Raw genomic sequence first — 24,007 nt, forward strand, 5'->3', positions numbered from 1 at the left:
CTTGATCCGGGCGGCCTGGAAGATATGCGCACACCCGCATGCGACAGCCAGTGCGGAAGCTGCCAGGTATGCGTGCTCGGCAGCCGGATCGCCTGTCTGCAAGCCGAACTCGACGCCACCCGCCAGGGCACTGCTCGGCGGGAACCCCGCCGTCACCATCGGCTACGGCTACCAGTTCAGCGCACCCCATCAGTCCCCCCGCCAACGTGAGACCAACACCCTGCGCCAAGCACGCGACAACGCCGCTCACCTGTTGCGCACCCAGAAACTGCGCGGACTTACTCCCGATGCCGTGGTCATGTCCCGCTTCATCTCCGCCTGGATACCGCGGCCCGACCTGACCCCCGAATAACCGCCGACGCATCCACGAACCAACCGAGATACCTGCCTATATGTAAAGGAACGCTCTTATGCCACAACATTTTTCCCGCCGACGCAGCCGTGTAGTCGTGTTGTTGACCGCAGCGGTCTTGGCCACGGCTCCGCTCGGCCTCAGCTCGTGCAACACACCCGCTCCACCCGCGCCCTATTGCGAGTACGACGTCGACGACCCGGCGACACCCGAACGGCGAGCGGACAAAAGCCACTGCGAAAACGGTGAGGACGATTACGAATGGGAGCCCGAAACCAACGACAGCAAGAAGGTCCCGAAGTCGAGCCCGGCCAGGGCCACACCGGCCAGGGCCACACCTCCACCGCCGAGCAAGACTCCGGCCACGAAGACGCCGACTGCAACGCCGAGGCGGTCCTGATGACAACGACCGGGCACCGGCACGAGCCAGGTTTCATCGCGCGCCCTGTGGCGGGCGTGAGTGCGGCTATGAGCTCGCGAGAAGAGCAGATGCGGGCCGACTTCGCCTTTTGGGCCTGGGCTCAGGATCATTTCGCGTACGCGGACAACGACTACGAACGCGAACAGCTGATCCATCGCGCCAACGCCATTCGCGCCCGCTGGCAGAGCAGTTCTCACGCCACGGAGTGGCACTACCTCGTCGACCTGACCGCCGCCTGGCGTTTGGCGCCCGCGCTCATGGGTGAGTTCACCACCGCCGCGACCGGCGACGCCGACCTCACCGATGTCGAGCGCCGCTCGCTGTGCCAGGCCCAGCACCTGCACGACACTCGCCATACCAAGCGGGGCGCCGAAACTGCGCCTGCCTCAACCAGTTCAGAGGATGTGCCGCGCCCAGCGCCGGTGGACCGGCCCCGGCCGACCCTGCCCACTGGTCGAGCACGGGTGTACGTGCTCGATGAAATGGCAGACGTCGTGGTTGATGTGCACGACCGAACCGTGCTGTCCCGGTGTGGGGCGCTCACCGGCCTCGCGGCGATCCCTGAGCACGGTCGCGGGGTGGGGATGCCGCATGACCGACTCCACGCGACACACCGTTCTACCCAACAACCTCCCCACCACACGAGCAGGAACACACCGACGCCATGACCACGCTCATCTCACGTTCCAGCACCCCTGCCGGCCACCTCTCCGGACGAAGTCCCATGGCGTCCGGGATCGCCGTGGCCATCTTCATCCTGAGCACCGCCGCGATCCTCAGTGTCATTCCCTCCGGCGGGCACCTTCGCCTCGTCGCGCTCACCTCCCCCACCGTCCTCTGCACACCCGGCGAGTCGACGCGGTGGACTACCCCGACTGCGTCGCCCAGGTCACCAGTCCTCAGCGCTACGCCACCGTCGCCGACCTCGATCTGCTAGCCCAACTACTTGCCGACGCTGAGCGCGACCGTCCATAGCCCACCAATCCTTCACGGCCTGTCACACCCAGGAACGAGGCCCTGTGTTCAACAACACCCACTGCGACCCACAGCGACCACACGCCCGTTGCCTTCAAACTGGCGATCGAGGCGCACGGTGAATCCCGACCGCGGGCACGCCACCCTGCAGCTGCCCTTCACCGCATCCGACCTGCTCAGCCTGAACCATCGCGGCGCCAGCATCGGCGCAGTCCAAGCCAAAGCGCACAAGACCAAACACATTCGTGAAACGGTGTTTTGGCTACTCAAACGCGCGAAGCTTCCGCTGGGCGTCGGGCACCTGACCGTGCAGCTGCACTATCGGCCCGCGACCCGGCGGGTCCGCGATCAAGACAATCTTGCCGCCACCGCCAAACCCATCTATGACGCATTCATTGTCGGGCGCAGCGCCGGGATCAATCCGAAGACCAAACGTCGCATCGCTGCTCACGTCGGGTACGGCATGGTCGCCGACGACGACGCTGAATACTTCGCCAAACCTCTCCCGATCATTCATCCGGTCCAGCGCGGCCAGTGTGAAGCTCTGTGGCTCGAGGTCTTCTGGGCCGAAACCAAACCCCTCGATCCCCTGGCCCAGGACTTCGTCGATCTCGCCCGTTTAGCGATCACCGGCGCAGGCGATGAGCAGATCCGCGCTCTGCTCACGCGGGCCGCACGCCGGCACCACGGCGCCCACCCCGCACTCACCGAGGCCCTCGATCGATTCCCCACCGCGGCTGCCGATACCGCGTCGGCGGCTCCACAACGAACCAACGGATGTTAGCGTGCTAACATGCTAACATCACCCTTCGTGCTTCCGAGTTCCGGGGTGGCATTCGACTATCCCGCGAGAAGACCACGAGGCGATGACCAAAACGACCACACGGGCGAGCACGGCTCCTATTTCAAGTGAGCTGTGGGTACTTGACCTGCCCGGGGTTGGTCCGGTCATGACCATGAACGAGGAGCGCCGGTCTCACTGGCGAGCGAGCCACAAAGCCACGAAGCAGGTCGTGGATACGGTGACGCGCGGGCTGTCCGAGCAGCAGGCACGGCTGCCCGCGATCACCGAGCCTGTCGCAGCGTTCATCATCCGGTGGGTCCGCGACAAGCGCGTTCGCGACAACGACGGCTTGGCGCCGTGGGGTAAAGATGCCCTCGATGCGTTGGTACGGGCAGAAGTCCTGCCCGATGACCGGCACACCGTGGTCGCGGCCACGTCGTATCTGATCTGCCACGATCCTGCCCGCGCAGCGGGTATGAGCATCGCGCTGATACCTCTTCCGTCGTTCGAAGCGTTCTTGGCGACGTTGAAGCCATTTATCGTCACTGACCACGCCATGTTCCAGGCCGATCCCGTGAGCACGACGACCATCGACCCCGCCGACGAACAGCCGACCGGCTCCGTCGCACCCTCGATGGCGCGACCGGCGCCGATACCCGGCGATAGCTCGGCACCACCCGAGCAGTCGAGACGGGGGGAATCCTCTACAGATGTGCTCGTCAACGATGATGAACGGCAGCGCATCGAGGAGTCCGACGAGCCGCTCGACGAATTCGCCGTTGACCGTGCCGTCATATCCGCAGATCCCGCGCCGTCTGCTGGCTTGGAACTCCCCGCGGTCATCAGTCCGCAGGCACACGTCGCTCTCGCCTCGTTCTCGCCGGTGATCAGCCAGCCGACACCGACCCCACCGGCGGAGCTGGGACGGGGCCGGATCGTCGTTGGCGCGATCATCGTCGGCCTGTTCGCTGGAGCTCTGTGGGTCGCGGCTGCTGGCAGGGATGCCTCCGATCCGTCGCCCCCTGTCGGACCAGGCGAAAATCGTGACGCACCGTCGGTTCCGCCTGGTCCCTCATCACCGTCGGTGAGACCATCTCCCAGCGCCTACACACCGCCACCTGCGTGCTACCCGTTCCAAGCCGACTGCGGCCCGAGGAACACTCGGTGACCGCGCGTGCGGCGCACGTGCAGTCAGACGCTCATGAATGTGGGCAACGCAAGCGCGATGGAGATACACAACACCGGCGTTTGCGCACCATGTTCGCATGCGAACATGCGAGAGTGCGAGGATGATCAGTGTGAACGACGACAAGGCAAGCGAATCGGGCAACGGCGCAATGGACGAGGACACCGACAAGAACCCGAAAAACTCCCAGATCAACTTCAGGCTGTGGAAATACAACGAGCCCGGCAAACCTGGTCGCGATGCACTGCTCGATACCCTCCACACGATCAGCAAAACCCACGGCATCGCCAACAGTGCAGTCAAACAGGAGGTGTATGAGAACCTCACCTCCCTGCTCCTCAAGAACGGCATGCCCTATTCCGCGGTGCCAGAGCTGCTTGCCAAGGTCGACGATCTCGCAACCGGGCCAGGTCCTCAGCAAGAGGCTGCAATTCAGGAGATGGTGAAGATCTACGCACGTCACCTCCGTCGCGCGGCCCTCGAGACGGCGAAAAAACAGTCTCAGGAACAGGCCATCGCGGTCGCGAACCAGGCGCACTTGATCAGCGCCGCGCAGGCCGCCGCACAAGCAGCCGCCGACGCCGCGATTGCGGCCGATGCGGCCAGGGAAGCAGCCGAGGAAGCAGCCGCTGAATTGGCCGCAGCCACCGGCAAAACCGACACCGACTGAGCTCAATGCGCGCGTGCCCGGGCAGCAAGCCGCCTCGCCGATCGACCGACCCTCTTCTCTGCGCTCGATCTTCAGATCCGTGTGATCGAGGGAGTCAGCATCAGCAACTCATGTGTTCCCTGATCGAGCCCTGCTGAGGCAGCGGCCTCGTGGTAGGCGCTCGAGGTCCAATAGGTATCGGGGTCGTGCGGGTGACGAGCGACCAGCCGCTCACGCCTGTCATCAACGTCGGTGTTCCACATACGAGCGAACTTCGGGTGGGCACTGCAGGACTGCACGATTTGAGTGATCCGCTCCACGGGGACCACGCCTGGACTGAAGAGGCGGAAGGTGGACACCATGGCGTGGCTGATCGTCTCCCAGTTGGCGATCGACTCGCGAGCCCGCTGATCGAGCAACATCTGCTCGAGCAGGTTCGTCGGACGGCATCGGCCCACCGGTGCCATCGCCCAGGGGAATGTCGCTTCGGCCACCGGATTCGCGTGCAGGATGTCGAAGGCGGGAGCGGCCAGGTACCAGGCCGGCACGTTCAGGACGTCGATGCGGGTGCGCTCGAGTTCGGTCAGCGGAGGTGGCCAGGTTTCGACGGTGACGTTGTTGACGTGGCAGATCTCGTCTTTGGCCATGGCGATCAGCGTGGGGCGCTGCCAGATCGGCACTTCGACGACTGCGCACCAACGCGGCACCATCTGCGGCGGGGTGGGGCGCTGGGCGGTCTCGTAGAGGTGCAGGGCTTGGGGGGTGACGTGTAGTTCGGCGGCGATGTCAGTCTGTCTGCGGGCCATCTTCAGACGACGTTGTCGTAGCGTTGCGCCGACCGAGGGTCTCACTGCCAGCGTGGAAAGGTCGATCTGGGCGCTGGAATCAGGATCGGGTCCTGATATCGGTGACACTGCACCCTTGCGCGATAATGTCTGCACGTTTCACACCCCCGTTCGTGTGCTCTCACCTCTTGACAACTTCGAGCCGAGCTGGCGGTGTTGCCTTCTGTGAGTATCACTCTTCGCCGGGTTTGAATAAGTGTCAATTACTGATGCTGACACAATTGGTGCAATTCATGGTTACCGCCTGCCGGTTTTCCTACGGCATAGCACACAGGGTGCAACTAGGATCACGCTTCGGTCATAGGTTTTACTGGTTGTGCCAGTGGATCTTCCGCGCACCGAGGAACGGCCGCACCCTTCACACTGGGTCACCGCTACCCGACCCGCCGCATGACGCAATGCCGCATGACGCTGCGGCAATGATTTAATTTCCGACTCCGCCCGGTCGGGCATTTCCGGCGAATGCCGAGCCGTAAATTCGAATGACCCGCTGCATTAAGTATCGGTTGCGGATACCTTCTTTGCGACGTCCCGTTGTGCGTCTCTTTCTGACCCGGCGACGCGGCGCGGATCACTGCGACGGATCGGACGCGAGGGGTTTCAACCTTTGGGAGCGAGTTGTTGTTTGACGGCGTCGGGTAACGCGACTGATCCCAGTGGCGTGTGCCCGGTGAAGGTGGAATCCGAGCCAGCCAGCGACATCGGGCCGGTTTCGCCGTCGAAGATGACCCGCAGGTGCGAGTCGAGGTGGCTGACCCACCACACCGACCATGCCGACGGAGATTCGCTGGCGCAGGCGAACTCCCACGCAGCGTGCAATGCCTGAAAGCGGGCGACGACTTCGGGGTAGCGCCACCACGCCGGATCCCAGGACAGCCCCTTGCCGGTCTGGATGCGCCGGCGGATGACTTTGACGAACCAGCCCTCCACCCAATCCCACACGGTGGGGAACATCGGCTCCAACGCTTCCAAGGCCCGGTTGGGATGCTGGTCATAGTCCTGTTTGACCTCGTCGGGAACCGGCACAGTGGACAGTGGCGGATGACCGGCGAAGCGATCATGTAAGGGATCATCTGGTGCGGCCAGCGACATCGGGCCGGAGTCGCTGTCGAAGATGACCCGCAGGTGCGGTTCGAGGTGGCTGAGCCACCAGGTCGACATCGCCGAGGCAGAGGCCGCGGCGTCCGCGGCCGAGGCCTCTTCCCACGCCGCATGCAAGGCGAGTAAGCGTGCCACGACCTCGGGGTAGCGCCACCACGCCGGATCCCAGGACAGCCCTTTGCCTACGGCGGGATTCATGCGGCGGCGAATGCGAAGGACGAACCAGTCCTCAACCCATTCCCACACCGTGGCGTAGCGCGGTCCGGGTGGCTGTTGGGCCGGTTCGTCGACGGCGCCGGCGAGGCCGTTGAACGGGAGGTGATCAGGATCGGTCACGGGCGTGGTCCTTGCTTGTCGAGGAGTGCCGGTCCGCCGGTGGTGGTGTGGGACGGTTTGGTCCGGGCGGAGCGACGGATGATGTCGGCGAATTCGCCGTCCTGCCAATAGGTTTTGCGCAGTAGCAGTGGTTTGGATCCGGGCAGGCGCAGGATGGCGCGGTCGCTGGTGAGGGCGGCCAGGGCGGAGAGCTTGAGGATTCGTTCGGGCTGCCAGGAGGTGCTTCGACTGCTTTGGCCGGTGGCGAGAAGGCCTGTGGGGCTCGATGTTTGGTCGTTGCGCACCCAGTGGTCATCGATCAGCTCGCTGAGGCTGGTGAGGAATTCCTTGTCATCGATGTTGCCGCCGTACCAGACGCAGGACGCGGCATCGAGCATGACCTGGAATCGTGTTTGGCCCCAAACATTTCGCCCTTGCGACGGTGATTGCAGGATCGTGATGGGGATGATGCCGCGGGAACCGAAGTGGGAGTATTGATCTGGCAGAGACTGCAATTTACATACGTTGGCGGCTTCGTCCAGGACAGCGATCATCGGGATGTCCAAGCGTCCGGTGCCGGTGCGGGCTCCGGCGGCTTCGGCTTGGTCGAGGACCTGCCCGACCAGGGCGGTGGTCAACGCCGCCGCCGAGTCCGGTCCTTCTCGGGACAGGGCATACAGGGTGTCGGTGGAGACGGCAAAGGCAGCGGGGTCGAATTCCGGCAGGGAATGGACCCAGTCACCGGGCCCGGTGGTGATCGTGCCGTCGGCGGCGACGCCGATGGTGATGCGCCGGTTGGGCAAGATCGCTTTGGCATACCGTTGCGCGTCAAGGGATTCCAAGAATCGTCGCGCCATGTCGTAGAAGCCGTCCCGTTGCCTCTCGGTGACGTTCTGTTTGCTGGTCAGCATCCTGGCCACCGCGTGCTCACCGCGTGCGCGGAGCACTGCGGCGGGGACCGCGGACTGTTCGTTGGCCATCCACTCGACGGCATGAATCAGATCGCCGCCGGCCAGCGCTGCGGCGAACATGTAGGCCGCCAGCAGATCTTGGGCGGACCCGTCGAAGTAGGCGTCGACCTTGGCGCCGTCCTCTTTCTCCGCGCCGACGAAGTAGGAAGCGGCTTTCTTGGCCGCAGGTAGATCCGCGACCGGGGCGAGGGGATTCCACCAGAACGACGCTTCCCCGCGCTCGCCGGTGGTGACGCCTTGCAGGTCGAACAGCCACAGGCTGCCCACTTCTTTGCGCGGCAGCCATGTGTGGGTGTACAGGTCGGGTTTGTTGCTGGTCGCCACGCACGGCCCGGGCGCGGTGATCACCGCAGGAATGGCCAGAGCGGCGGTTTTGCCCATTCTGGTGCCCGCGATGGCGACGGTGACCCATTCCCAGGGAAGGTGCGCCGGGCGGTCCCCGCGTATGGTTCGTCCCATCAGCACTCCGCGGGCGGCGGGGTGGTCGGCGGGGATTCCTGGTGCGAGTCGTCGGGTTTCGGCCAATGACCATTTCTCGTCGAAGAGATCGAGGGTGGCGGGATCGGTCATGGTCTTGGCGGCGGCGTCGATCGGGCGTCGGGTCGTGCCGTGGGATTTTCCGCGCCGGGCCAGCAGATGGGCCGCTGAGCATGCGGCGGCGGTGAGCAGAATGAGCTCGACGACGATGATCGCGGTCGCGGTCGCGGGCCAGTGCCGGTGTCCGGCAGCGAGTTCGGCGAGTACGGCGGGGTTCCAGGACGGATCTCTACCGCCGCCGAGGCGGTAGGCGGCCAGGATCATCGTGCCCATCAGGGCGCACACGATCAAGCCACCGGCGGCGAACAGTTCCGCGCGCACCGGTGTGGGCCGGTTGGTGCGGGCGGTCATCGCGACACCGCGACGGTGGTGTAGCTCCCGACGCGCCAGATGTCACCGTCTCTGGCTAGTTCGACGCGCAGAGTTGTTGTACGCCATGGCGTCGTCAAGCCGTCGGGGTGGAGCACGATCTGTGCCAGGCGCACTGGCACGGTGGCTGTGGCGCCGGTGAGTGTGGCGGGTTCGAGGATGGTGACTGCGGCGCTGAGTTGATCGCGGCTGCGGGCCCAGCCGTCCCACTCGGGTATCGGGCGTGGCGGGGGGTTCGGTGGGGTTGAGGCGGCCTGCACGATTGGGTGGGTGAGGAGTGCGGTTGCTCGGTGCAGTGCCTGCCATGGGGCATTGTCGTGGCTTGGGCGCCAGCTGTGGATGATGGTGATTGCGTTGATCGCCACCGCCTCTGGGCTGGCCCCGACCGGGTCGAGTGGATCGATGTGGGCGTGGCTGTCGGTGCTGCTACTCGTGCTGGTCGGGTTGGTCTCGCATTGGATAAGGAGGACGCAGCTGATCATCGCGGCAGCCACGGCGACGGTGATGATCACCGGCCGTCTCTTTGTCGAAGTACTCATCGGTTGGTCTGTGCCTCCATCTTCTGTACGCGAGCCTTGATCTCGCTGACGTAGAGCTGGGTCTCGGAAAACGGCGGGATCCCCCGGTACTTCGTGACCTCGTCGGGGCCAGCGTTGTAAGCGGCGAGCATCAGATCGATGGGGTCGCCGACAACCTCTCCGGCGGCGATTTGCGGTCGCAGTTTGTCAGCGAGCCAGCAGTTGTAGGCGCCTTGGGCCATGACCGCGTCGCCGATGTTGTTGGGGTCTCCCGCTCCTGCGGGGCCGACGCGTTGGCCGTTGTCATCGACGGAGTATCCGAACTCATCCCAGGTGGCGGGCATGAACTGCGCGTATCCCCGGGCGCCCATGGGACTGGTTTGGCCCGGACGGTATCCGGCTTCTTCCTGCTGCAGCTGCGCGTCCAGCAACGTTGGGCTCAGCTCGCGGCATTGCCGCGCCGAGAGCACCAGCCATTTGCGGAACTCTGGCGGTGCGGTGGTGACCATGTCGCTGTGAAGGTCTTCACCTCGCCCGGGGGCTTCGGTGGTGCAGTCGCGGCTCGGCGCGGACGGGGCCTCGGGGCCCGATTGTGGTGCGCCGCCGTAGGTTTGGCCCGGTGCGGGGTGGCCGTGGCCTTCGGTGGTGATGTGGACATGGTCGAAGTGATTCGCCGTGGTGTCGCCGCGGTCCTCCATCGGTTCGGGCTGCCCGTCGACAGGTATGTATTGCTGACGCCAGATCAGGTAGACCAGGTTGAGTTGTTCGCGGTTGGCCCAGAGGTAGTCGCGGATACTGTCGCCGAGTTGTCGGCCGGCGGCGCTGGAGTAGTCAGGGATCATGACATCGACCGCGACCCCGCTTGGGTGGTCCTGGCTGATGGGGTCACTGGGTCGCCAGCCGCCAATGGTCGTGACCTCCGGGAAGCGGTGTGCAACTGCCCGGGCGACGCGGATCGCGTCGATTTGCAGATGCTCCTCTGAGCCGACCGACCCCGGCAGCGGTGCCAGTTCAGGGTCGGCGCTGGCCACCGGAAGTACCTCGGCGTGAGCGGAGGCCGGTCCAGGAACGGCGGAAGCGCCAGTGGCGGCGGCGGATTCAGGACTGCTCGTGCCTGGTTCTGCGGCACGGTCGATCCACGGTGCTGGGTCGATGGGGGTGCCTCCGGCAAGCCGTTGCCCCTGCCAGACCTCGAAGTGCAGATGGGCACCCTGCGGGCCCGGCGGGTCGACTTCACCGTTGTAGCCCTCGTCGGCGATGTAGTCCCCGGCTTTGATCTGCTGGCCGACCGCGACGTGAATGCCGGTCTCGAACATGTGCCCGTACACCGTCGAGTACGGCTGGCCATCGAGATTGTGGTCGATGACGATCCAGTCGCCGAACCCCGACGCGGGCCCGGCGGCGGTGACGACGCCGTCGGCCATCGCGAAGATCGGCGCACCGACAGCACCGGCGAGGTCGACGCCTTGATGGCCGGGCCGATCGGGAGTTTGAAACCCCGACGTCAACGCAGCGTCTGCGCTGCGCATCGGCCGCGAGAGCCTTCCGGCTGGAACTCCCTGCGCGACACTGGCGGCGGACTTGGAGTCGGGAACGCACGATCGCCCCGGATCGGGATTGTCGTCGGCGAGCACGACCAGGAACACCGTCACCAACACCACCGTCACAGCGGTCGCGACTGCACCTATGCGGCTGGACATCTACGCGGCTTCACTAACCGGCAGTTCGGTTATCGCACTGCGCTTCTCATCTGCGATCGGTGAATAGGTCATCGGGCGGCCCGCTCGCTGGGACCTACCCGGTAGCTGGCTTCGATGACACCCTGCTCGCGCAGACCGCGCACCGCGTCGTGCCACCAGTAGGTGCCGATGTGACGGCCCAACAGTGGTGCGTCGGGACGGTAGGTCTTGAAATGCCCTCTGACCTTGTGCAGGGCGGCCGGTCCGCCGCTGACGGCCTGCGCTGAAGCTATCGTCCGAAGGTGTCCTCGTGTCGGTAGGACGATGGTGTGATGTCGCAGCGGCTCGAGTCGCTGGGCGGAGTGTTTGGTGCGCTTTCCGGGTTGCCGGACTCGCTCGGATTCACCGGAGTCGGCGACCTCGACATTGCGGCAATTCATGAAGCCGATCGCGGCGATTTGCGGTATCAAGGCACCGAATGTGTAGTCGGTGTAGGCGCTGTCGTATGCGCCGAATGAATCCAGGCCGATGCAGGTGCCGTGGGCGTCGACCGCCATGGTGACTTCTACCGGCGAATAGCGCACAGCAGACTTTTGTCCGGTGAAGAGCACGGAGTTGACGATCTGAACCGTTCCGGGGGGTGCGTGCTCGTATGGCTGCGGGTCGTCGGCGGTGACCCAGGCAGCGAAATTCGTGCCATCGCTGTGTGGTGATTTCGGGTAGACCCACTCGATCCACATCGAATCGAAGGGCAGCCTCAACGGTCCGACCTTGTCGAGGGGGTTGTGGCTCGGTGTCGATCGCCATTGCTCGGGTGCTTCGGCGCACCACGCTGCGCAGTCGTCGGCGATGACACGCACGCTGCGGCGTACTGCCTGGCGCACGTCGTGAAAGGTCAGCGGCCGATCGTGTGGCTTTGCCATCGGGCGCAAGGTGACACCGCGGCGGTTGATCCGTTCGAACAGTCTCACGGCTTACCCCTCACGGTCCTGTGCCGGTCCACGTTCGGCGATGGCGGTCGGCAAAGGGTTCTTCATCGCGTGGCGCTGGGGTCGTTCTGTGGTTGGATTGCTGCCGCTGTTCCTGGGATTTCTCATCGACGAATCAGAATCAGGGTCTAATGGGTCGTGCACTTTTGGTGGTAGGTGCGCCAATTCCATGGAGGTGTGATCCTTCCTGCACTCGATGTCAATGGTTGAATGTCTGACCGGCCGCAGCCGCCAGATAGAGCACACCCGACAACCAACAGGTGAATCCGGCTCCCGCGGTGACCGCTACCAGCACCGTCGTCCAGCGCAGACGTGGCAGATCGTTACAGTCAGTTACCGGAAGCGGTCCTCGCCGGATTGCGCTGCGCAGATAGGCGGTGCTCTTACGCCGAATGGCGGCAGCGAAATCGTCGGCGGCGCGGCGCAATATCTCGCGACGGATCGGGCGCGGGATCGAGTAAAAAATCAGACCACTGATCAAGAACAGCAGTGCGGATCGAATCACTGGGGGACGGGCAAGATCGAGGCTTGCCACCAGCGGCACTGCCGCGACCGCGATTGTGAGACCGCAGATTTTGGGATACCGTGTCAACACCAGATAGGTCAGGCGGCGGTGATACATTGTCGTCGCTCTCTTCTTTCGTCCTCGCCCGAGGCTGCTGTTGATTGTCGGACTCATGTGGCCTGCGCTATCAAGTCGGCGAAGCGTGAGTTGGTGTCGTGCAATGCCAGTGCCTGCTCGGTGTCGGTGAGTAGGGTTTGGATCGGGATTCCGGGCGCACCGTCTTTGCTGATTTTGATCATGAATTTGCCGATGCCCATGGGTTTTTGGCGGGCGCGGCGGCGTTGGCGGCGTAGTGGTGCTCCACGCGACCAGCTGGTGATGAGTTCTTGCTCGGCGCTGGAGAATTGCAGCACGTCTTCGAGGCGTTTCAGCTCCCCTGCCGGTAGGCCGCCGGTGATGACCATTCCGGAGCGTTCGATAAAGCCTTTGGCGATTTGCACGTCGATCGCGCTGGGTAGTGATTCCAGATCGCGGCCGGTGTGGGTGATCATCAGCAGGCCGGTGCCGTCGGTGCGGTTGAGCCTGGTGAGCTCGTCGATCCGGTTGACCATGCCCGCGCCGGCACCGAGGACTTGCCAGAGTTCGTCGAGAACGGCCAGGAAGTATCGTTGTTTGGCCAGCCCGGCGGCGGCGAGTAAGTGTGCGGCTTCCATGCTGCCGTAGGCGTCGCTCCAGCAGGCCAGCATCACCGCTGCCTTCAGTTTTTTGTCGCCGCGGGTTAGGCCACTGACGTCGATGCAGATCGCGGTCGCGTCCAAATCCAGTGTGGTGCTGGTGTGGTCGGCGAAGATGGCGCCGAGCGGTCCGTCGAGCAGGGCTTCCAGTGAGCGGCGTAGCGGCCGGACTGTTTCTGCGTATTCGTTGTCGTCGTCGGCTGCGGCGACGCGTTTGAGCCGGGGTGATCCAGCGGTGATCTGGTCTGCCAGGTGTCGGACCAACGGTGGGTTCGCGAAGGAGAATTTGCCGCCGTCACGCAGCTCCCGCAGGCCTGCTGAGATCAGCGCGTATTCGAAGTCGGCGACGGTGGCCTGGCGGATGAGTTCGATCAGTGCCGCGCACATCGTGACTTGGCGCGAGTGCACCAATTCCTGGGTCTCGGCGATCAGGCTCAGCTGACCGTTTGCTTCGAGCTGGTCACGGTGAGCTTCCAGCACGGGGATCGTCGCACCCAACGAGCCAGCAGCGAGGGGGTTGATGGTGCCGCGCCCGTGGCCGAGTGTGATGACCTGCCCGCCAACGGCTTCGGTGATGGCGACGTACTCCGGTTTCATATCACCGGCGATGATCGGGACTTGCCCCTGGGCGACTGCCCCGAGGACCATTTTGCGGATCAGCGTCGATTTCCCGAGCCCCGGCAAGCTGAGCACGAACGCCGAGGGGTTGGCGATGAGCCCGGCGGCGAACCAGGCCAGCACATCCACGCAGGCGGGTTCGCCCGTCGCTTGGTGGGCACCGACCGGTGTTCCGACCAGTGGGGCGGCCGCACCGACCACCCACGGTGAGAGGCCGCAGGCGTGCATGGTGGTGGCCTGCCACTCCAGCGGTGGCAGCACTGTGTCCATCGCTCCGCCGCCGGGACCGCGGTATCCCCGTGGGCTCAGCGTGTAGGGGCGCACACCCCATTGGGGTTCGACGGTATCGGTGGTGTCTTGTGTCCGAAGCTGGTGGTTGCGGCGCCATTTCGCCAGTGCGCGGCCGCGCCCGGAGAACTGAGTGGGTTCGGTCGCGAGGCCGGCGTCGATGTCGGCGGCCAACTGGGCCAGCACCTCGTCGTTGAACGTCGTCGTCATGATGGGCACCTGCTAGGCGTTCGCCATGATCGAGGGCATGGTCGAGTGATCCGGGAGCAGCACCCCGACACCGAGTGATGCGGCGAAGGCCGCGTCCTGTTCGCCGTAGGCACGGCGCAGCTTGAGACGTGCACGCGCGGAAAGGGATTGGGTGATCGCTGCCGCGGTGGGGACGCTGTCGCGGCAGGTGACCGTCACCAGCAGCGAGTATCGGAGAAGCCCTGCGCCGCGGACTTGTTCGTTGCGTGCCTGCTCGGTGGCCTGTAGCCGTAGTTCGGCTTTGGCGCTTTTGACGCCTTTGCCCTGTTGCAGGGCCACGAGGCTGTCCTTGTACTCGCGGTCGACCGTTTTGGCTCCGTCACCTGCGCTGAAGGGGCGGTAGAACAGGGTCACCCTTTTGCGTTCGAGCGCATCATGGGGCGCGAGAAGCGGTTTGAGGACTTCGTCCGTGAATACGCTTTCGGGTGGTGCGGCCATTTCCCAGACCACTGAGGTGACCCCGTCGTGGCGGTAGTGATCCCATCGGGGCACCGCTGCGGCGGGTCCGGCGTCTTCCCAGTCCAGGCCGTGGTCTTGGTCGAGGACGTCGAGTTCTTCGAGGTCAATTTCGGCTGAGGGGTTGTAGCTGCGGTGGACGAACTCGACGATCTGCTCGGGCGCCATCGGGGTGGCTTCCACTCCGGAGCCGATAAGATCCTCGTAGAGGGCGGGCAGCCGGCGGGCCAGCTCGGCGGCCATCTCCTCGGGATCGGTACGGTGCGCGCGGGTGGTGGCTTTGAACGTGACGGACAGGCGTGCGAGCTGCTGGACTTTGCCTGCGGGGAAAGTCTGTGCCGATTCCATCATCACCTGTGAGGCGATCGGTGACCGTGACGTCTCGATCATCCGTGTCACCTCGTGCGCCAGGCGCAACCCGGTCGCGGGGATGTTCTCCACCACCACCGCTGCGGCGGCGATGTCCCCGGGGAGGCCCAGACCGGCGAGGTAGCCACCCCAGTCCGCGGTCATCAGGTCGCGCTCGCGGGCGGTGTGGGCCTCATCGCCTCCCGGCCAGCATTCGAGGATGACGGTGTATTCGTCACCTCGGCGTCGATGGATCAGCCCGAAGTCGTTGCCCAGTCGGTCGATGCCGTGGTGCAGCGTGGTCGAGGCCAGGATTCCGGGCAGCCGATAGCGGCCACCGGGTACGCGTGAGTGTGGCCCGGACCGGTACACCGTTGAACCGCGGGCGCGCCGGGACCACCACTGAATTCTCAACTGCATCACCTCATAGAGAGAGCGGCGCCCGAAGGTGATCACCATCGGCGCCAGGATCAGAAACGACAGCGACGCCAGCGCGAGGGCGGGCAGCAGTCCAGCGGTCATCAGCGTGAACAGGCTCGCGACCATCGCCGCGCCGCCGTACATGCTGGCGCGTAGTGACAGACCGAAGAATCCGGTGCGCTGGGGGTGGACACCTGAGGCGTAGAGCGGTCGATCCATGAGGGTTTCGGTCATCGGGGCACCTGGCCGTTGTTGATCGCGCCCTCGGCGAATGATGAGACTCCAGAGAACCCGCGCCCGGCGGCGCGGGCGACGGCTGCGGTGCCCGCCAGCGCCACACCCACGCCGGACAACGCCGCACCTGCCGAGCCTGCGGTCGCACGCCCGGCTGATGCCAGACGCCCGCCCGACGCGCCTGCACTGGACGCGCCTGTCCTGGCTGCCCCGCCACCGGTTGCCGCACCGGCGGTTCCCCCGCCGCCGGATCGACCACCGGAGGAGCGCCCTGCTGAGGTGGGTGGCGCTGCGCCCGAGGCCGCCGGGGTGCTCGGCGAGGCGCTACCGCTACTGGCTTTGTTCGCCAGTGAACTTATTCCGCCGCCGGCGGCTTTGCTGACCATTGCCGCGCCCCCGGCCGCCGCGCCGCCTCCGGCTGCGAAGGCGGCGGCTTGGCCGCCGCCTGCGGAGATCGTCGACACCGTCGGCGCGATAACGCGCAGCAGCGTCGGTAACGACAGTCCGGCGACGGCCAGCAGTACCGCGCCTACGACCGCGTCGGCGGCGGTGTTGGACGTCGCGGACCAGAACGCGAAGGCATACACCAGGGAGGCGGCGGGTTTGAACAGCAACGCCGCGACCGTGTAGCTGATCATCGTGGACCAGGTTTGGCGTCCGGTGCCGGTCACCGAGGAGGCGGCGGCGATCGGTGAGAGGCCCACCGCGAGGGCGAGTACGGCCTCGCGGATCAGCAGTGCCACCAGCTGGGCGAGCGAGCCGATCAGCGCGATACCGGCCAGCGCCAACGACACCACCGGGCCCATTCCGGTCTGTTCGTTGATCCAGGTGATGGCGTTGATCTTCGCGTTGAGGTCTTCTCCGGCGGATTGTTGGATCACCCACATCGAGAAGCTGTCACCGACTTGATGGAGGACGATCACCAGCACCGGCAGGGTCCAGATCGCGAACACGGTGCGTAGCAACATTTTTGCGGTCTCGTCGGCGCCATCGGCGACCGCGTGGCGGCGTGCGACGGCGATGCGGATGCCGCCGACACCGACGCCGAGAGCCAAGGCGAACAGCTGCAGTTCCCAGGTGATGTTTTTCATGCCTGTCGCCGAGGCCGACAGCTCGCTGGTGACCTGTCCTCCGCTCAGGTCCGCAGTACCGGTCAGCGATGGGATAGGGGCGCGCATCCAGAACGTCATCAGCGTGGAGAAGGCTGTGGTGGAGCCTTCCATCACCGCGCGAGTGAATTTGCCGACCGGATCTCCCCAGAACAGCGACCCCACCGCGGACGCGCCGGTGGTGACGGCATCGCCGGGGTTGAGCACCGCCGCCGCGCCGGTGCATATGGCGATCCCGGCGCCGCCGGTGACGACGTCGATGATGCCGTCGACGATGTCGTTGCCGGTCTTGATCGTGTCCTGGCATTGGTTTCGGTCGGTTTGGAAGCCGTTGTTGCCATCGGTGCTGGGCGCGGGAAGGTTCAGCGAGGCACCAGGATTGGGTGGGGTGACGTCGGGTCGCGGTTGCGCTGCCGCTACTGCGGTGGCGGCAGCGAGGAGCGTGGTGGCGAGGGTGAGGACGAGCAGCAGTCGTTTCAGAACGCCCATGGCGTCCACCCTTCGAGGTTCGGATACTTCTGGCCCGAGCCGAGACTGCGGGGGTCTTGGCTGGTCTGGACCAACCAGTCGCCGCGCCACACGAGGTTGACTCGTATACCGGCCCACTGGCGCGCGGGCTTGCTGGCGGGTTCGGGCGGAATCTGTACGGCCAGCTCCACAGCGGCGAAGGTGTCGTCGCAGCTCAGGATCCGGAAGGCGTCTGGCGCGGCGAAAAGTCGCCGATAGCGGTCCGCCTCGGGCGTGGGGTGCGTGGGCTGACCGGTAAGCGCGGCTTGTTTTTCGGGGGCGAGGATCGCCAGCTTGCCCAGTGCTTCGATCACGACAGCGGGCTCTGCGGCGAAGGTGCGGGCGATGGCGTTCCATCCCGCCAGTGCCGCGCCTTGGGGGCTGCGCCGGTAACCGAGCAGGGTGGTGTTGTCGAGGCGGGTGGGTCCATCGGTGGCCGACATCAGGATCGGCATGCCGTAGCTGCGTTGGATCATGACCGACTCCGGTGAGGAAACCGCTTGTCCTGGACCGCATTCGGTGCGGGGCCCGGGTTCGCGTTGGGCCAGGATCTGCCCGGCGGGGTTGTTCGGGATCGTGATCTTGCGGCCGAGCCGGTCGGTGGTCGGGTCGGCGAATCCCGCACCGGTGGGCGGGGTCGCGGGGGCTGGTGCGCTGCTCGGTGTCGTCGAGGGAGCCGGGTGTGGGCGCTGCCCGCCGCCGAGGATGAGCGTCGTTGCGATGCCCGCGGCGAGGATGATCGCCACGGCCAGGCTCACCTTCCATACCCGGTTCATTTGTCCTCCAGGCGGGTGTAGCCGTCGAGGCTGTGCAGTTCGATCGCGTCGACGGCGTCGGCCGCGGTGGGCAGCACGATGCGCCAGTCACCGATCCATTGCAGAGCGACCGGATAGGCGAATGTGCGTACTGGAGTGCCGATTTGCATGCTGATGTGAACGGCGGCGGTGGGTGGGTCGGTGCGATAGTGGGTGACTTTGAACCCGGTGAACGACGGTCCTTGTCCCGGCGGCACCGGCCCGGTGACCGAGAGTGCGGCGCGGTGGGCGGCGAACTCGTCGCGGCCCGGACCTGGTGCGGTGAGGGTGGCCACGACTCGACCCCATTCGTTGTCGCTGGCCAGGATCAGATACGCCTGCCCGCGGATAGCGGCCAGCACCGCGCCCTGCGGTGTGTGGGAGTAGCCGTTGGTCACGGCCGCAACGTTTTTGGGGCCGTCGACCGGTGAGCGAGGCAGGCGCACGCCGCGGTAGGTTTCCCATGTCAGCGCCGCCGGCACGGAGGTGAGGTCGACCGGTGGCGGTGTGCGCGGTGGCTCGGGCTCAGTGCTGGGGCGTCCGCACCCGGCGGCCAGAGCAAGCGTGAGCACCGCGACGACCACGGCGTGCCAGCGAACTGTGCGCATAGTGCTGTCCCCCTTTCGGTTCGGGTTCACGACATCAGGGCTTTGGCGATGCCCATCGAGGAGCCGAGCACGGCGACGCCGACGAGGATGCGCAGCAGAGTGGATTCCTCGAGCAGGTGAGTGGAGGATGCGGAGCGGCGCTGATGTACCAGCGAGGCGATCGTGGCGACGAACGCTCCGGTCGAGAAGACGATGCCGAACCACAGGAACCACGAAAAGACCTGCAGCAGTGGCTCCCACACCTGGCTGGGTAGCTGCTGTTTGTCGGTCGGCGGACCTTGCGTGAGTAGCACTATGCCGGTGCCAGGAACACGGTGTTGATGATCGTTCCCGCCATGGCGATCAAGGCGGCCGCGATCATGGCTCCGACCAGTTTGCCCTGAGCGTCGCCGCCGCCGCCTTGGCTGCGCTGCCAGGCCAGCATTGCCGCGGCAACGATGAATCCGGCGATCGTGGCGATCACGGCACCCCAGATCAGCCACGACAAGATCAGGTTTACTTTTCCCCCGCCTGGGGGTTCTGCCGGAGCGGGGGTTCCGACGCCCTGTCCTAGAACAGCGACCGAGGTCGCGTAGTAGGTGGTCGATAACGCATGCAGCATGGTGTGCCTCTTATCGGTTGGTGGTCGCGGTGCGGGCGGCGTGGAAGATCGCTGCTCCGACTTCGGCGAGGTCGGGGTGGACGGTGTCGGGGTCCGTGCGGGAGAACCGTTTGCGGTCCGGGGGCTGGTCGCGGGGTGACCATCGGGGCATCTGGTCGACCGAGAGGCGGCGGTAGATCTCCAGGTAGGGGATGCGCCACGCCTGCGGTGCGAGCTCTTCGACCAGATCGCGTTGACGGCGCAGCGTGGCGGGCAATATCCCGTCGGCGTCAGCGATGGTCACCAGCCCGAGAAGGGTTGCGGCGCCGGTCAATCCGCCTGCGGCTTGGCGCAGCAGCACGTGGGCCGCGCCGAGGCCCGCGCGGTGGGTGCGCGCGACGATGACGACATGCGGGTATCGGTCGGCGGCGGGCCAGCCGCGTTGGGCATCTGCCGCGGGTGCCCAGGTGCGGGCCAGGGTGCTGACTCCGGCGCCGCCGTGTGCACCCAATAGCCAGAACGCGGGGGCGGGAGAGCCTTCGGTGAGTGGCTTGGACCAGATGGGTGCCTGCTCGGTGGCCGAGGGCAGCTTCAGCCCGGCGGGCACATCATGTGATGTGCCGCCTTCACGGGCGATAGGCGCTGCGGCCATCGACGGCGTCCTTTCTGTGCTCGTATCCCGGTGGGGCTCAGGGGCGTCCGGCCAGGATTTGGGCTGCGGGGATCACCTGCTGATCGGGTGAGGCCAGCAGTGGTCCGGTGCTGGGTTTGACGGCGGGGGTGGTGGTGGGCTTGGCCGGGGCTCCTGTGAGGTCTTCGGCGGCGGCGGCGATCCATTCGGCGGTCAGCTGCACCGGGGTTTGCCCGTTGGCGCCGATGGGAGTGTTGAAGTAGGAGGTGTGCTGCTGGGTGGTGTTCCAGTAGTTGGTGTCCAGCGCGATGGACACCAGCCCGGCGTTGTCGACCACGCCCTTCTCGAGCTCGCGGAAGGCCAGCTTCACGGTGTTCTCGACCGTGACCGGGGAAACGAGCTTCACTGCCGCGCCAGCGACTTTGGTGCCCAACATCGCCAGTGCCGCTTCGGGACCGGCCAGCCCGGCGGCGGCGATTTGGCCGATCGAGGACGGGGACAAGACGTCCTTGGCGACGCTGATGACAGCGCTGATGCCCATTCCGGCGATCTTGGTCAAGGCTTTGATCGCTTCCCCGACACCGTCTTTGGGCACATTGGGGTTGCTGGCTTCGACGAGGCGGTCCATCACCGTCGGTCCCGCGGCACGGACCTCGACGCGTCCGGTGGAGGAGTTGAACGAGACGCTGTCGGTGATGAACTTCGCCCCGGTGTAGAGGATCGACTGGCCCACCGCGCTGCCGACGCTGGTCAGGATGCCGATCGGGTCGGTGCTATCGGTGGTGGATTGGCTGGCGATCCCGCCCACCACGCGTGCGAGGGCGGCGTCGGCGGGTGTGTCACACGCCAGATCGCCGTGGGAGCAGAACGACGCGGTGCGCGCTGCCAACCCTCCGAGGCTGACAGCGGATTTGGTGGGGGCGATTCCGCCGCCGCGGGGCGGGGCTGCTGTGCCGATTCGTATGTGGGCCACCGAGGATCCGGCTGCGCCGGGAACTTTCGCCGGGGAGCTTTGACCACCGGGGAAGACCGGCGAACCCGCCGCTCTGATGGGGCTGGAGAACACCGCCACCCCGGCCACTCGGTCGGCGGGTATCGGGCCCTTGCCGGCGGCGATGTCGGAGGCGAGGCTGGTCATGATTTGTGCGCCTTGGCTGTATCCGACCAGGAACATCTTCTGGTTGGGGCATTTCTGGGCCTGGTCGGTGAGGAGTTTGGTGGCGTTGCCGATCCCGGAACTCACTGCCTGGCTGTGGGGGTTGGCTGCGGGATCGCTTGGTCTGGTCTCGGATGCCGAGTACGGCACGTAGCTGCGTGAGAGCAGCGTTCGTCCCTCACGGTTGACCGCCAGCTGTGCCGGAGTCGCGATTTGGGCACCGAAACCGGTATCGCGGTCGGTGGCTGCCTCGGGTGTGGATTCGGTGGTGCTGTTGGCGAGCAGCAGATGCAGCGGGGCGCAGTCGGGTGCTGGTTGTTGGCCGTTTGCGGTGGCGGTCATCAGGGTGCAGGCCAGTGCCGCTGTTGTTGCCGCGCCAGCGATCCGGGCGGTGAGGGTCGAGTTCACTTGGCCTCCCTGGGCAGAATCGAGGTGATCAGGGCGCCACTGGGGGCGTCTGCGGCGTCGATGGTGGTGATGGTTTGCGGGTAGCGGTCCAGGCGGGCTCCGCCCAGACGGGCGAACAGGTCCACTGCGTAGATGCCTGGCTGGATCTGTTGCGCCAGAACGCAATGGGTGGTTCCTGCTGGCACGGTGGCGATCCCGGCGGCGAGTTCCTCGACTGTGCCGACGCGCGCATCTGGTGCGACGTGCGCGCGGGCTGCGGCGGCATTGCGGCGGCCGTAATATGCCTGCTCGAACGCGGCGATCGCGGCCATGCCGCGATCAGGGGAGGTCACCGAAATCGGTTCCCCGCCAGCGAGATCGGCACACCACGGTGTGGTGGAGGTCGATACCGGCGGTGGGGCGGCCACGGCGGGAGACAGCGAAGCGGCCGGTGGGGTGTCGGTGGGGACCAGGACGAGTGCGAGCGCGATAGCCGCGCCAGCCACCGTTGTGACCGCGGCGGCGAATGCGATCGATGGTGCGCGCAGACGGGGCCGGCGCCGCAGGCGGGCGGGCGGGGGTGCGCCCGTCTGCGGCGCTGGGTCGACGGGGCTGGCGGTGAACCAGTCCTCGTCATCCCCGCTCGACACCACCGACAGCGACGGCGCTGGCGGGTCGGTGGGATCGTCGAACCAGTCATCGCTCATGCGGTGGCCACCTCGTCTGGGGCTCTGGCGGTGTCGGCTCCCCCGACTGCGGCCAGCACGGAAAGCGGGTCGTGAGGGCAGGTTTCAGGCCGGTCAGACGGGTGCGTGCCGTGAGCCGAGTCGTATCGCGCGTGGGCGGCGCTCAGCGCGGTGATGATGCTGGCCGCCTGCCTGTCCCGACCCATGACCTAGCCCTCAACGATGTTCTGGGGCACTGCTGGTGCGGTCAGTTGCGCCCACATCGCGTGTGCGGTGGTGACCACGTTCGACACCAGCGCCTCGATGGGCGAGGGCTGGACGGCCTGCGGATCCGGCATCGGTGCGGCGACCTGCTCGACCGGTGCGGCGACCTGCTGGGGGCCCTGGCATTCGGAGTCCTCAGCGGTAGCGGAATCCTCCGCAGGAGCGGGTGCCGCGGCGTCCGGGACCGTGTCCTCGATCGGGGCAGGCTCGGGAGGCGGTTGCAGGGCCTGCGGCGGTGGTGCCGGGCGGTCGCTGTCCCCGGACCCTGCTGCCCAAGCCAGCGCGCCGCCGACCGTGGCGCCTGCGGCCGCGCCAGCGATCGCGGCGGGCGTACCGAGCAGAACGCCACCGGCCATGCAGCCGACGGTTGCGCCGACCGTGGCGCTGAGCGGGAGGAAGATGGGGGCGGGGGCTGCGAGTGCCGCGCCAGCGAGTCCGCCGACGACCATGCCCCCGAAGCAGCCGGGTAGTCCGGCGACGAACGTTCCGATGTCGGCACCGGCGATGCCACCGGCGACGGCACCGGCAGCGGTGATTTGGGCTTGGCGGTCGGCTTTGTCGCGGGGCATACCAGCGGCGTCAGCGGCGAGAGCGATTTGGTAGACGCCCCAGTCGTTCCACTGGTTCCATTCCTCGACCAGGCTCGGTGGCGCCCAGTCAGGGCGGGGGTGGCTTTCGGCACCCAGGTGCAGCACAACCTCTCGCGGTGGCGGTGGCGGTGCGGGCTCGGCAGGCGCTTCCTCCACCGGCGCTTCTTCCACGCTGTCTTCGGGTTCGGTGTTGGCGTAGACCGCGGGCTGGGCGGTAGCGGGCGGCCGTTTGTCGGGCCAGAAGTCGGGCATCGGCCGGTCGGGGCGAGGCGGCGGCGGATCACCCAACGCCGCGGCGAGCGGGGTCCCCGCGTCGGGAGGTAGCGGGGCCGGGGCAGGTGTCACCCCTGGCTGGGTGCCCCCTCCGGGGCTCACCCCTGGCTGGCCGGGTGCTGCCTGCGGGCTGACGCCCGGTTGTGGCGGTTCAGCGGCTGTCGCGGTGCCAGCGATGGCGACCGGTACGGCCATCGCCACCGCGACCGTGAGCAGGCGCAGCCGTTGGCGGCGGGAGTTGTTGATCGACACGGTTTCTCCTAGTCGGCGTTATGGACTCCGGGTCGCCGGCCCGGGGTGAGTAGGCCGATCCGCACAGCGGGTGGCGCGGGTGTCGGTCATGAGCGATCTGCGCTGGCGTAGCTGTGGGTCTGTGTGCCGCACAACGTGTCTCGTGGATTGATCAGGTCTGGTCGTGCTGGCCAACCGGCGGCGATGATGTCGGCGGCGAGGGCTTCGAGGTCGAACCGGCCCGCGAGCTGGATGTGCTGGGGGTGTGCCGGTCCGACGAAGGGTGCGCCTGACCCACCGGCGTCGGCTTGGGCACGCAGTGCCTCGCTGATGACTTGTGTCAGTTGCGGCGCCAGCGCTGGGCGGGGCGGCGTATCAGTCCGTGTGCTCATGTCGAGCCTCCGTCGAGTTGAGGTTGACGCGTGGTGACGGTGGCGACGAGGTCACCAGTGCGGCCGCTGCGCGGTGTCGAGATCCGGCCGCAGGTGAGGGGCCAGCGCGATGGATGACGAACAGCGATCTCGCCGTCGGCGTGCTCGGGGCCGGGATCAGTCGTTGCGGTGGGGCCGCCCGTGCGGGTCGGTTCGGGTGCCGCGCCGCACCCGAACCGACGCCACGTGCTCAGTGCGGCAGGAACGGCAGAACCGA

24 protein-coding genes are annotated in these 24,007 nt (G+C 66.3%); 5 read left to right on the top strand and 19 right to left on the bottom strand.

Translation table 11 applies throughout. From position 1 onward, the window contains the following. The first annotated feature begins 1 nt into the window (after position 1). The 5 genes from IBX18_RS39180 (at position 2) to IBX18_RS39200 (ending at position 4,388) form a co-directional block, all read left to right on the top strand. Positions 2–352: a hypothetical protein gene (locus IBX18_RS39180; protein ID WP_194838466.1), complete on the top strand. Its 351-nt coding sequence runs from the start codon at positions 2–4 to the stop codon at positions 350–352. 261 nt (positions 353–613) lie between these two features. After that, the gene (locus IBX18_RS39185) at positions 614–1,441 is read left to right on the top strand and encodes a hypothetical protein (protein ID WP_194838467.1); all 828 of its coding nucleotides are present in this window, start codon (positions 614–616) and stop codon (positions 1,439–1,441) included. A 425-nt stretch (positions 1,442–1,866) separates the two neighbouring features. Continuing rightward, positions 1,867–2,532, top strand: coding sequence for a hypothetical protein (locus IBX18_RS39190; RefSeq protein ID WP_194838468.1), 666 nt, complete (start codon positions 1,867–1,869; stop codon positions 2,530–2,532). Between the two features lie 229 nt (positions 2,533–2,761). Beyond that, positions 2,762–3,700 carry a hypothetical protein gene (locus IBX18_RS39195; RefSeq protein WP_194838469.1) on the top strand — a complete coding sequence of 313 codons (939 nt, stop codon included), beginning with the start codon at positions 2,762–2,764 and terminating at the stop codon, positions 3,698–3,700. A gap of 130 nt (positions 3,701–3,830) precedes the next feature. Next, positions 3,831–4,388: a hypothetical protein gene (locus tag IBX18_RS39200; RefSeq protein ID WP_194838470.1), complete on the top strand. Its 558-nt coding sequence runs from the start codon at positions 3,831–3,833 to the stop codon at positions 4,386–4,388. Positions 4,389–4,459: 71 nt separating this feature from the next. Here IBX18_RS39200 and IBX18_RS39205 read toward each other — a convergent pair whose 3' ends face one another. From IBX18_RS39205 to IBX18_RS39300, 19 genes are all read right to left on the bottom strand, one after another. Continuing rightward, positions 4,460–5,308 (bottom strand): helix-turn-helix domain-containing protein, encoded by an 849-nt coding sequence (locus IBX18_RS39205; protein WP_373889270.1) that lies wholly within the window; start codon positions 5,306–5,308, stop codon positions 4,460–4,462. A 504-nt stretch (positions 5,309–5,812) separates the two neighbouring features. After that, on the bottom strand, positions 5,813–6,649 hold the full coding sequence (locus tag IBX18_RS42630; protein ID WP_306796600.1) for a DUF4913 domain-containing protein: 837 nt from the start codon (positions 6,647–6,649) through the stop codon (positions 5,813–5,815). Next, positions 6,646–8,487 carry a type IV secretory system conjugative DNA transfer family protein gene (locus IBX18_RS39220; protein ID WP_194838472.1) on the bottom strand — a complete coding sequence of 614 codons (1,842 nt, stop codon included), beginning with the start codon at positions 8,485–8,487 and terminating at the stop codon, positions 6,646–6,648. Before IBX18_RS39220 ends, IBX18_RS42630 begins: the two co-directional genes overlap by 4 nt. Beyond that, positions 8,484–9,044, bottom strand: coding sequence for a hypothetical protein (locus IBX18_RS39225; RefSeq protein ID WP_194838473.1), 561 nt, complete (start codon positions 9,042–9,044; stop codon positions 8,484–8,486). The genes IBX18_RS39220 and IBX18_RS39225 overlap by 4 nt, the downstream gene beginning before the upstream one ends. Continuing rightward, positions 9,041–10,723: a M23 family metallopeptidase gene (locus tag IBX18_RS43315; protein ID WP_306796601.1), complete on the bottom strand. Its 1,683-nt coding sequence runs from the start codon at positions 10,721–10,723 to the stop codon at positions 9,041–9,043. The genes IBX18_RS39225 and IBX18_RS43315 overlap by 4 nt, the downstream gene beginning before the upstream one ends. Before the next feature lie 68 nt (positions 10,724–10,791). Next, positions 10,792–11,673 carry a hypothetical protein gene (locus IBX18_RS39235; RefSeq protein WP_194838474.1) on the bottom strand — a complete coding sequence of 294 codons (882 nt, stop codon included), beginning with the start codon at positions 11,671–11,673 and terminating at the stop codon, positions 10,792–10,794. A 217-nt stretch (positions 11,674–11,890) separates the two neighbouring features. Then, a complete protein-coding gene (locus tag IBX18_RS39240) occupies positions 11,891–12,370 on the bottom strand; it encodes a hypothetical protein (protein WP_194838475.1) in 480 nt (159 codons plus the stop codon). Next, positions 12,367–14,046 carry an ATP/GTP-binding protein gene (locus IBX18_RS39245; RefSeq protein ID WP_228542502.1) on the bottom strand — a complete coding sequence of 560 codons (1,680 nt, stop codon included), beginning with the start codon at positions 14,044–14,046 and terminating at the stop codon, positions 12,367–12,369. The genes IBX18_RS39240 and IBX18_RS39245 overlap by 4 nt, the downstream gene beginning before the upstream one ends. A 12-nt stretch (positions 14,047–14,058) precedes the next feature. Continuing rightward, positions 14,059–15,543 (bottom strand): SCO6880 family protein, encoded by a 1,485-nt coding sequence (locus IBX18_RS39250; protein ID WP_194838476.1) that lies wholly within the window; start codon positions 15,541–15,543, stop codon positions 14,059–14,061. Beyond that, positions 15,540–17,141 carry a hypothetical protein gene (locus IBX18_RS39255; protein WP_194838477.1) on the bottom strand — a complete coding sequence of 534 codons (1,602 nt, stop codon included), beginning with the start codon at positions 17,139–17,141 and terminating at the stop codon, positions 15,540–15,542. The genes IBX18_RS39250 and IBX18_RS39255 overlap by 4 nt, the downstream gene beginning before the upstream one ends. Continuing rightward, positions 17,129–17,935, bottom strand: a complete 807-nt coding sequence (locus IBX18_RS39260; RefSeq protein WP_194838478.1) for a hypothetical protein — start codon at positions 17,933–17,935, stop codon at positions 17,129–17,131. Before IBX18_RS39260 ends, IBX18_RS39255 begins: the two co-directional genes overlap by 13 nt. Continuing rightward, positions 17,932–18,561, bottom strand: coding sequence for a hypothetical protein (locus tag IBX18_RS39265; protein WP_194838479.1), 630 nt, complete (start codon positions 18,559–18,561; stop codon positions 17,932–17,934). Before IBX18_RS39265 ends, IBX18_RS39260 begins: the two co-directional genes overlap by 4 nt. Positions 18,562–18,587: 26 nt before the next feature. Beyond that, positions 18,588–18,803, bottom strand: a complete 216-nt coding sequence (locus tag IBX18_RS39270) for a hypothetical protein (protein ID WP_228542503.1) — start codon at positions 18,801–18,803, stop codon at positions 18,588–18,590. A 50-nt stretch (positions 18,804–18,853) separates the two neighbouring features. After that, positions 18,854–19,048: a hypothetical protein gene (locus IBX18_RS39275; RefSeq protein ID WP_194838481.1), complete on the bottom strand. Its 195-nt coding sequence runs from the start codon at positions 19,046–19,048 to the stop codon at positions 18,854–18,856. Positions 19,049–19,172: 124 nt separating this feature from the next. Beyond that, the gene (locus IBX18_RS39280) at positions 19,173–19,793 is read right to left on the bottom strand and encodes a DUF6668 family protein (protein ID WP_194838482.1); all 621 of its coding nucleotides are present in this window, start codon (positions 19,791–19,793) and stop codon (positions 19,173–19,175) included. A gap of 37 nt (positions 19,794–19,830) precedes the next feature. Continuing rightward, a complete protein-coding gene (locus IBX18_RS39285; protein WP_194838483.1) occupies positions 19,831–21,336 on the bottom strand; it encodes a cutinase family protein in 1,506 nt (501 codons plus the stop codon). Next, complete coding sequence (locus IBX18_RS39290) at positions 21,333–22,022, bottom strand: hypothetical protein (RefSeq protein WP_194838484.1); 690 nt, start codon at positions 22,020–22,022, stop codon at positions 21,333–21,335. Before IBX18_RS39290 ends, IBX18_RS39285 begins: the two co-directional genes overlap by 4 nt. Positions 22,023–22,210: 188 nt before the next feature. Next, a complete protein-coding gene (locus IBX18_RS39295) occupies positions 22,211–23,380 on the bottom strand; it encodes a hypothetical protein (RefSeq protein WP_194838485.1) in 1,170 nt (389 codons plus the stop codon). An 86-nt stretch (positions 23,381–23,466) separates the two neighbouring features. Continuing rightward, positions 23,467–23,751, bottom strand: coding sequence for a hypothetical protein (locus IBX18_RS39300; RefSeq protein WP_194838486.1), 285 nt, complete (start codon positions 23,749–23,751; stop codon positions 23,467–23,469). Between the last annotated feature and the right edge of the window lie 256 nt (positions 23,752–24,007).

The organism is Nocardia sp. XZ_19_369 (assembly GCF_015355715.1).
Lineage (GTDB): Bacteria > Actinomycetota > Actinomycetes > Mycobacteriales > Mycobacteriaceae > Nocardia.